The organism is Nocardia farcinica (genome assembly GCF_029867845.1).
In the GTDB taxonomy this organism is placed as follows: domain Bacteria; phylum Actinomycetota; class Actinomycetes; order Mycobacteriales; family Mycobacteriaceae; genus Nocardia; species Nocardia farcinica_A.
Window position 1 is genome coordinate 1 of record NZ_JARWRU010000235.1, and the last position, 6,964, is coordinate 6,964.

Annotated in this window: 9 protein-coding genes; 8 read left to right on the forward strand and 1 reads right to left on the reverse strand. The window is 65.8% G+C overall.

Annotation, left to right across the window (positions count from 1 at the left end; translation table 11 throughout):
- Nucleotides 1–145: 145 nt before the first annotated feature.
- From QH283_RS04795 to QH283_RS04820, 6 genes are all read left to right on the forward strand, one after another.
- Entirely contained in the window at nucleotides 146–550 is a 405-nt protein-coding gene (locus QH283_RS04795) for a type I restriction-modification system subunit M N-terminal domain-containing protein (protein ID WP_280501799.1), read from the forward strand.
- A gap of 382 nt (nucleotides 551–932) precedes the next feature.
- Nucleotides 933–1,211 carry a hypothetical protein gene (locus QH283_RS04800; RefSeq protein ID WP_280501800.1) on the forward strand — a complete coding sequence of 93 codons (279 nt, stop codon included), beginning with the start codon at nucleotides 933–935 and terminating at the stop codon, nucleotides 1,209–1,211.
- Nucleotides 1,212–1,228: 17 nt separating this feature from the next.
- Nucleotides 1,229–1,504, forward strand: a complete 276-nt coding sequence (locus QH283_RS04805; RefSeq protein ID WP_280501801.1) for a hypothetical protein — start codon at nucleotides 1,229–1,231, stop codon at nucleotides 1,502–1,504.
- Nucleotides 1,501–2,727, forward strand: coding sequence for a DUF6973 domain-containing protein (locus QH283_RS04810; protein ID WP_280501802.1), 1,227 nt, complete (start codon nucleotides 1,501–1,503; stop codon nucleotides 2,725–2,727). The genes QH283_RS04805 and QH283_RS04810 overlap by 4 nt, the downstream gene beginning before the upstream one ends.
- Before the next feature lie 172 nt (nucleotides 2,728–2,899).
- Nucleotides 2,900–3,265, forward strand: coding sequence for a hypothetical protein (locus QH283_RS04815; RefSeq protein WP_280501803.1), 366 nt, complete (start codon nucleotides 2,900–2,902; stop codon nucleotides 3,263–3,265).
- A gap of 204 nt (nucleotides 3,266–3,469) precedes the next feature.
- Entirely contained in the window at nucleotides 3,470–3,697 is a 228-nt protein-coding gene (locus QH283_RS04820; protein ID WP_280501804.1) for a DUF5652 family protein, read from the forward strand.
- A gap of 25 nt (nucleotides 3,698–3,722) precedes the next feature.
- On the opposite strand, the gene QH283_RS04825 is transcribed toward QH283_RS04820, so the two are convergent.
- The gene (locus tag QH283_RS04825; protein ID WP_280501805.1) at nucleotides 3,723–4,370 is read right to left on the reverse strand and encodes a TetR/AcrR family transcriptional regulator; all 648 of its coding nucleotides are present in this window, start codon (nucleotides 4,368–4,370) and stop codon (nucleotides 3,723–3,725) included.
- Nucleotides 4,371–4,439: 69 nt separating this feature from the next.
- On the opposite strand from QH283_RS04825, the gene QH283_RS04830 reads away from it, so the two are divergent.
- Nucleotides 4,440–6,104 (forward strand): flavin-containing monooxygenase, encoded by a 1,665-nt coding sequence (locus QH283_RS04830; RefSeq protein ID WP_414689716.1) that lies wholly within the window; start codon nucleotides 4,440–4,442, stop codon nucleotides 6,102–6,104.
- A 5-nt stretch (nucleotides 6,105–6,109) separates the two neighbouring features.
- Nucleotides 6,110–6,943, forward strand: coding sequence for an SDR family NAD(P)-dependent oxidoreductase (locus QH283_RS04835; RefSeq protein ID WP_280501807.1), 834 nt, complete (start codon nucleotides 6,110–6,112; stop codon nucleotides 6,941–6,943).
- The last annotated feature ends 21 nt before the right edge of the window (nucleotides 6,944–6,964 follow it).

Sequence of the window (6,964 nt, forward strand, 5' to 3'; positions counted from 1 at the left end):
CGTCGCCCTGGTCCTGCCCCGCCACCACGACCCCGGCCACGTCTGGGCCTGGTCACGATGGCGCCGCCGACGACAACACCAAGCCCGGCTATCCCACTACCGGCGACGAGGCCACCCACTCACCTGAGTGTCGTTGCAGTATTAAGTGGACACCGAGACTCACACCCAGCTCGCCAACCACGCATGGTCGGTGGCCGATCTGCTACGGGGCGACTACAAGCAGTCCGACTACGGCAAGGTGATCCTGCCGTTCACGGTGCCGCGGCGACTTGAGTCTGTGCTCGAACCGACCCGCCGAGAAGGTCTGCGAGGTGGTCGCGCAGTACGCCGGGGCCGACTTGGACTTGGACCCGTTCCTGCGCCGCGCCTCGGGCACCGGGATCTTCGAGACCATCCTCGACCGTCCCGACCTCCACATGAACATGTTCCCCGCCGCGCTCACCTATCTCGGCAGGACGGGATCAAAGTGCTCGATCAGATCGCCACCGAGGTCGACGCCATTCGGCGCGTGCTGCACGGGTACGCCGATCAGGGGTTCTTCGACGTCTGATACTACGATGCACCCGAATTATGCTGTCTGCGAGCATTTTACATGTCGACCAGGCGTTAGATAGGGTTTCCAGGGGCGGCGGTTCAGACGTTGCCCAGCAGGGGAGACTGAGGGTTCTTGACTACCGATAGAGCTGAGAGCGGGCTGGATCGACGGATCGCGGAGATCCGAGGAGAGTCGACTTCCAGCGATAGGAGCGTCCACCTCGAGTGCGACGCGATCGGCAGATTGACCAGCCTCTACGTCGCGGACTACGCGATGGACGCGGGGCCGGACCACCTGGCCGCGACCCTTGTCGAAGCGCATAGGACGGCTCGGGCCGCGGCTGTCCGACAAGCTCTGGAGGCTCTCGAATCCGACCTGGCACTCGCGCGGCGGCACGATGCATGAGGATCTCGACCGGATTGTCGAGCTGAACACCACCATCGGCCGGATCCGGGGCAAAGCTGTCTCCCCAGATGGCGCTGTGTACATGGAAGTGGATCTCTACGGTGAGATCACGTCGCTGCGGCTCTCGGATTTCGCGATGGAACGCGGGCCCGAGCGTTTTGCTCGACTCGTCGCCGACTGTCATCGACGAGCGCACTCCGAGGCACTCGAGGAGGCCAGGCTTCTGCACCGGGCTGCGAAGGAACGCGAGAACCTGAGGGGAACGTGGTGAATGTAGATCCTGTGCAGATGCGCGAACTCGCCACACGGGTGCGCTGGCGAGCAGGGATCGTCGAAGGGCATCAGCCGTTGGCGAAGAGTACTCGCGACGCGGCACGCGACGGTCTCCAGGAATCGCAGACATTCGCCCGCGTCCAAGAAGTCTTGGAGACACTGGACAAGATCGTCAGATACCACGCGGACCAGATGCGGGTCGTCGCAGTCGACATCGAGACTGCGGCCACCGCGTACGAGGTCCAGGACAATGCCACCGCGAACTCGATCGAACGGATGGGTCCGCGATGACCGACAATAATCCGATAACGGTTGCCGTCGTTCTGGGCTGGAAGGTCAGCGCTGCGGAGCGCTTGCCGACCGAATTGGGGTCACTGGCCAACACGATCGAGACCGATATCGAAGCGGCGAGCCGCGATGTGCAGAACTCGCGCGACTACTTCGACAGTGAAGCCGGCGAGGCGATGCGCACTCGGTTCGAGGCCGACCGACGGAATGCCCTCGCCACGGTCGACGCGATCGACGCGTTGAGAGACCCGATTCGTGAGATCGCCTCCATCTTTCGCTCGGCGTCCCAGACGATCCAGGACACCGTCCGCAGTATCGAGGAATCCCCCTACGAGCTGTTCCGCACCGACGACGGGCAGGTGTTCTCGCGGAAGTCGGTCATGGACTGGGTGGACGAGAGTGTCGTCACCGGACTGGTGAAATCCTTGTCCGTCGAGAGAACACGGCGTGCCTACCAGGCTGCTCTGCAGGGTGCGTTGAACGACATCTGGACCGCCGACATGGGATACAACGCCAAAGTCGCACGCGTTCTGGAGAACCTTCCGAAGTCGGTACGCGAAGCCTTGATCTCGATGCCCAGCGACCCGGAACTCGCCCGCATCCTCCGGGAGTACCAGGTGTCCGCGTCGGACGAGATGATCGTCTTCCCCTCAGGCACACTCCTCGACATCCTTCGGACGTACGACCCGGAGTTCCAGCCGAAAGCGATGACCAAGGAGGAAGCGGCAGCATTGGCAGACCTCGCCACATCCCCGCCGGACGGGCCTCTCAATCTGAAAACCTTCTACGCGATCAAAGACGAAGCGATCGCCGCAGCGTCCACCGCGTACCCAGAACTCGACGACGACAAGAACAGGCTTTCCCTTTCCGATGGGCATGCCGACGCGTTCCGTCACGCGTATTGGAATGCTCGCATGACACAGGAGTTCGGCGAGGAGTGGACGAGCACCTTCGCAAGCGCACATGAAATGATCGACGGCAATCCGGCCGGACGAGAGGCCATGGACCTCTACAACAACGAACTCGGCCGCACCATCGGCGCGCAGAACATGGATGCGAGTCCAGAGGAGCTACAACAGAGAATCCGGGAAGCGATCGACAACAATCAAGCGCTAGTCATCCAGAAGACTCCCGACGGCGGTCAAGTGGCGTTCAGCAACTCCGTCGCCCCCGGTGAGAACACGATCCTTCCCGGCGCCGGAGTGCCCATGCCGAACGGAAAATGAAATGCGGAGATCCCCTGTCCTGCTCGGCGCCGCTGCCGCCGTAGTTGTCGCACTCGCCTCGCTCGGCACCGGATGCAGTGCCGTCGAGACCACTCCTCCGCGGTCCTCGTGTTCTTGGGGGACCTTCGACCTCCGGGGTGGCGACGAGCCGCTCGGATCATCCGACGCACTGGTGGGCGCTTTCGACGACGCCGCCGGGCGTCGAGTGGATTCCACTACCGTCGGAGAAGTCGCTGCTTCCGCCGGGTGGTCAGCCGGGTGGGACCGAGTCATCTACCTGAACGATCTCACCACCGACGCGACATTGACGAGGAAGGCGGGCGACGATGTCCACCTGGACTGCTTCACCGGTCTGCCACGGGGAAGTGGCAATTCGGACCTCCCCGGCTCCGGTGTCACGGTGTTCATGACGGAAGGGAGACCTGTCCAGGCGGTCTGGTGGAACGACCTGAACCCGAGCCTCAGGTTCGGCAACTTTCTGCTACCGGATACCCCGATCGGATACGACGCGAACACGGGCGCCATGCGGGAGAAGTGAACGACAGACACGCCTGGGGCCCCGTAGTCGTTGGGAGCAAGCGGGAGGGCCGGGGAGCCGTTCGAATGCCTGTGACCACAACCGGCCCGGTGGTCGGAGAGAGCTGGGACACGTGTGGCGATTTCCCGGCGACCGCTGTCGTCGGGTGAGAATCTCCGGGGCGGCACGGTGCCCCGCCGCCCCGGTAGAGAGATGGAGTCGCACATGGCGAAGCGGAAGTGGAGCGAGCTGAGCGAGCGGACGCGCAGGCTGATCGTGGTCGGCACGGCGGTTGACACGGTGCTGCGGGTGGTGGCGCTGGTGGATCTGGCGCGCAGGCCGGCGGGGGAGGTTCGCGGGTCGAAGCGGGGGTGGGCGACGGCGTTGGCGGTGGTGAATTCGGCGGGTGTCGTGCCGCTGGTCTATCTGCTGCGCGGGCGCGGGCGGGGGTAAGGGGCGAGCCGGGTGGGCGCGCTGGTCAGGCGACGGTGGAATCGGCGCCGAGGAGCGCGTCCACGAGGGCGGGTTCGAGGGCGCGCGCGAAGCCGACGAGGGAGTCGACGAGGAGCTCGACCAGCTCGTCGCGGGTGATGGGTTCCTCGCCCAGCCAGGTCAAGGTGGTCTCCTCGACGAAGGCGACCCAGCCGCGCAGGCCGAGGCGCAGGCGGGTGAGGCGGGCTTCGGGCAGGTCGAGGGGGAGTTCGGTGAGGATGAGGCCGATGACGGCTTCGCGGGTGCTGTCGACCAGGGGGCGCAGGTCGGGGCTGACGCTGGTGGGGCCGCGGAGCAGGGCGCGGTAGGAGGTGCGGTTCTCGGCGACGTAGTCGATGTAGCGGCGGATGGAGTCGCGCAGCATGGTGAGCACGTCGACGGTGGGGTCGGGGGTGATGCGGTCGAGCAGGTCGGTGTTGGCGTGCTGCACCACGGCCAGCAGGAAGTCGTGCTTGGTGGGGAAGTAGTGGAAGAGCAGGCCGCGGGAGATGCCCGCCTGGGCCGCGATCTCGCTGATGGAGATCTCCTCGGGGGTGCGTTCGCCGAGCATCTTGACGCCGAGAGCGATGAGCTGACTGCGCCGTTCCTCCGGGCTGAGCCTGGTGCGTTTCGGGGTGCGGTCGCGGGTACTCACGCCACGAGCATACTGAACGATGCTCAACAACTGTTGACTCGGGCTCAGTAGGGCCCTAGTCTCAGTTATATGAGTCGCAAAGTTACAGACAATGCTGTCGTAACGAGAGCCGTCGAACCGAGTACTGTCGTGACAGGAGCCACCGACGTGAGTACCAACCTTCCCGCGACCGGAGCCGCTGCCGACAATCGACAGGGCGGGCCCCGGCACGTCAGGACCATCATCATCGGCAGCGGGTTCGCCGGCCTCGGCCTGGCGATCCGGCTGAAGCAGCAGGGGCGCTCCGATTATCTGGTGCTCGAGCGCGGCCACGATGTCGGCGGCACCTGGCGCGACAACACCTACCCCGGCGCGGCCTGCGACGTGCCCTCGCATCTGTACTCGTACTCCTTCGCGCCCAATCCGAACTGGTCGCGTTCGTTCTCCCGGCAGGGCGAGATCCAGGCCTACATCCGCTCGGTGGCCGAGAAGTACGAGGTGCTCGACAGGCACCTGTTCGGCTGCGATGTCACCGGCGCGCGCTGGAACGCGCAGACCGCGCGCTGGGAGATCAGCTCGAACAAGGGCGAGTTCACCGCCGACATACTGGTCTCGGCGGTGGGCGCGCTGTGTGAGCCGAACCTGCCGGACATCAAGGGCATCAACGACTTCGCCGGCGAGATCTTCCACTCGGCGCGCTGGAACCACGAGGCGGATCTGACCGGCAAGCGGGTGGCGGTGATCGGCACCGGCGCCTCGGCGATCCAGATCGTGCCCGCCATCGCGGGCAAGGTCGCGCACCTGGATGTCTACCAGCGCACGGCGCCGTGGCTGCTGCCGCGCATGGACCGGCCGTACACGCTGCCGGAGCGGCTGGCCTTCAAGCACATTCCCGGCGTCCAGAAGCTCTCGCGCGCCGCGATCTACGCCGCGCGCGAGACGCAGGTGGTCGGCCTGGCCAAGTTCCCCGCCCTCATGCAGGGCTTCCAGCTGCTGTCGAAGGCCAAGCTGCGCATGGAGATCCGCGATCCCGAGCTGCGCCGCAAGGCCACCCCGGATTACCGGATCGGCTGCAAGCGCATGCTGATCTCCAACGACTACTACCCGGCGCTCGACCGGCCGAACGTCGACCTGATCACCGACGGCATCGCCGAGATCCGGCCGAACTCGATCGTCACCAAGGACGGCACCGAGCGCGAGATCGACGCGCTGATCGTGGCCACCGGCTTCCACGTCACCGACTCCCCCACCTACGAGACCATCGTGGGCAAGGACGGGCGCACGCTCAGCGAGGTCTTCGACGACATCGGCCAACAGGGCTACAAGGGGTCGGCGATCGCCAACTTCCCCAACATGTTCTTCCTGCTCGGGCCGAACGTCGGCCTCGGCCACACCTCGATGGTGTACATGATCGAATCGCAGATCAACTACATCGCCGACGCGCTGGCCACCATCGACCGGCGGCAGCTGCGCACGGTGGAGGTGCGCCGCGAGGCGCAGGACGCCTACAACCGCGAGTTGCAGGCCAAGCTGAGCGCGTCGGTGTGGAACACCGGCGGATGCGCCAGCTGGTATCTGGACAAGCACGGCAACAACACCACGCTGTGGCCGGACTTCACCTTCCGTTTCCGTAGTCTGACCAAGCGTTTCGACGTGGCGGCCTACGACACGACCACGGACGCAGCGACCGAGACCGAGGCGACCGAGGGCTCCGCCGCCGAGCCCGTCGCCGTTCCCGCCGAACCGAAAGTCTGAACGACGTGAGCAACAAGGATGCCTACTTCGAGGGCAAGGTCTGTGTCATCACCGGCGCCGGGTCCGGCATCGGCCGGGCACTGGCCGAGGCGCTGGCCCGTCGTGGCGCGAAACTGGCGCTGTCGGATGTGGACACCGACGGCCTGGCCGAGACCGTGAAGCGCTGCGAGCGCTACGGCGCCGAGATCAAGTCCGACCGACTCGACGTGACCGAGCGCGAACGGGTGCTGCTCTACGCCGACGAGGTCAAGGCGCACTTCGGCGTGGTGCACCAGGTCTACAACAACGCGGGCATCGCCTTCCACGGCGAGGTGACGCGCACCGAGTTCAAGGACATCGAGCGTGTCATGGACGTCGACTTCTGGGGCGTGGTGAACGGGACCAAGGCGTTCCTGCCGATGCTCATCGAGTCCGGCGACGGTCACGTGATCAATGTGTCCAGCCTGTTCGGCCTGATCGCGGTGCCCGGCCAGGCCGCCTACAACTCGGCCAAGTTCGCGGTGCGGGGATTCACCGAGGCGCTGCGCCAGGAGATGCTGATCGCGAAGGCGCCGGTCAAGGTGACCTGCGTGCACCCGGGCGGCATCAAGACCGCGGTCGCCCGCAACGCCACCTACGCCGAGGGCATCGACGCCAAGCGCACCGCCGCCGACTTCGATCGCAAGCTGGCCATCCACACCCCGGAGATGGCGGCCGAGACCATCCTCGACGGCGCCGCCCGCGGTCACGGCCGGGTGCTCATCGGCTGGGAGGCCAAGCTGCTCGACCTGTTCGTGCGGGTCACCGCCTCGGGGTACCAGCGCATCGCCGCCGCGGTGAGCGGTCGCTTCCTGCCCTGACATCCGGGGCGCCGGCCGCCC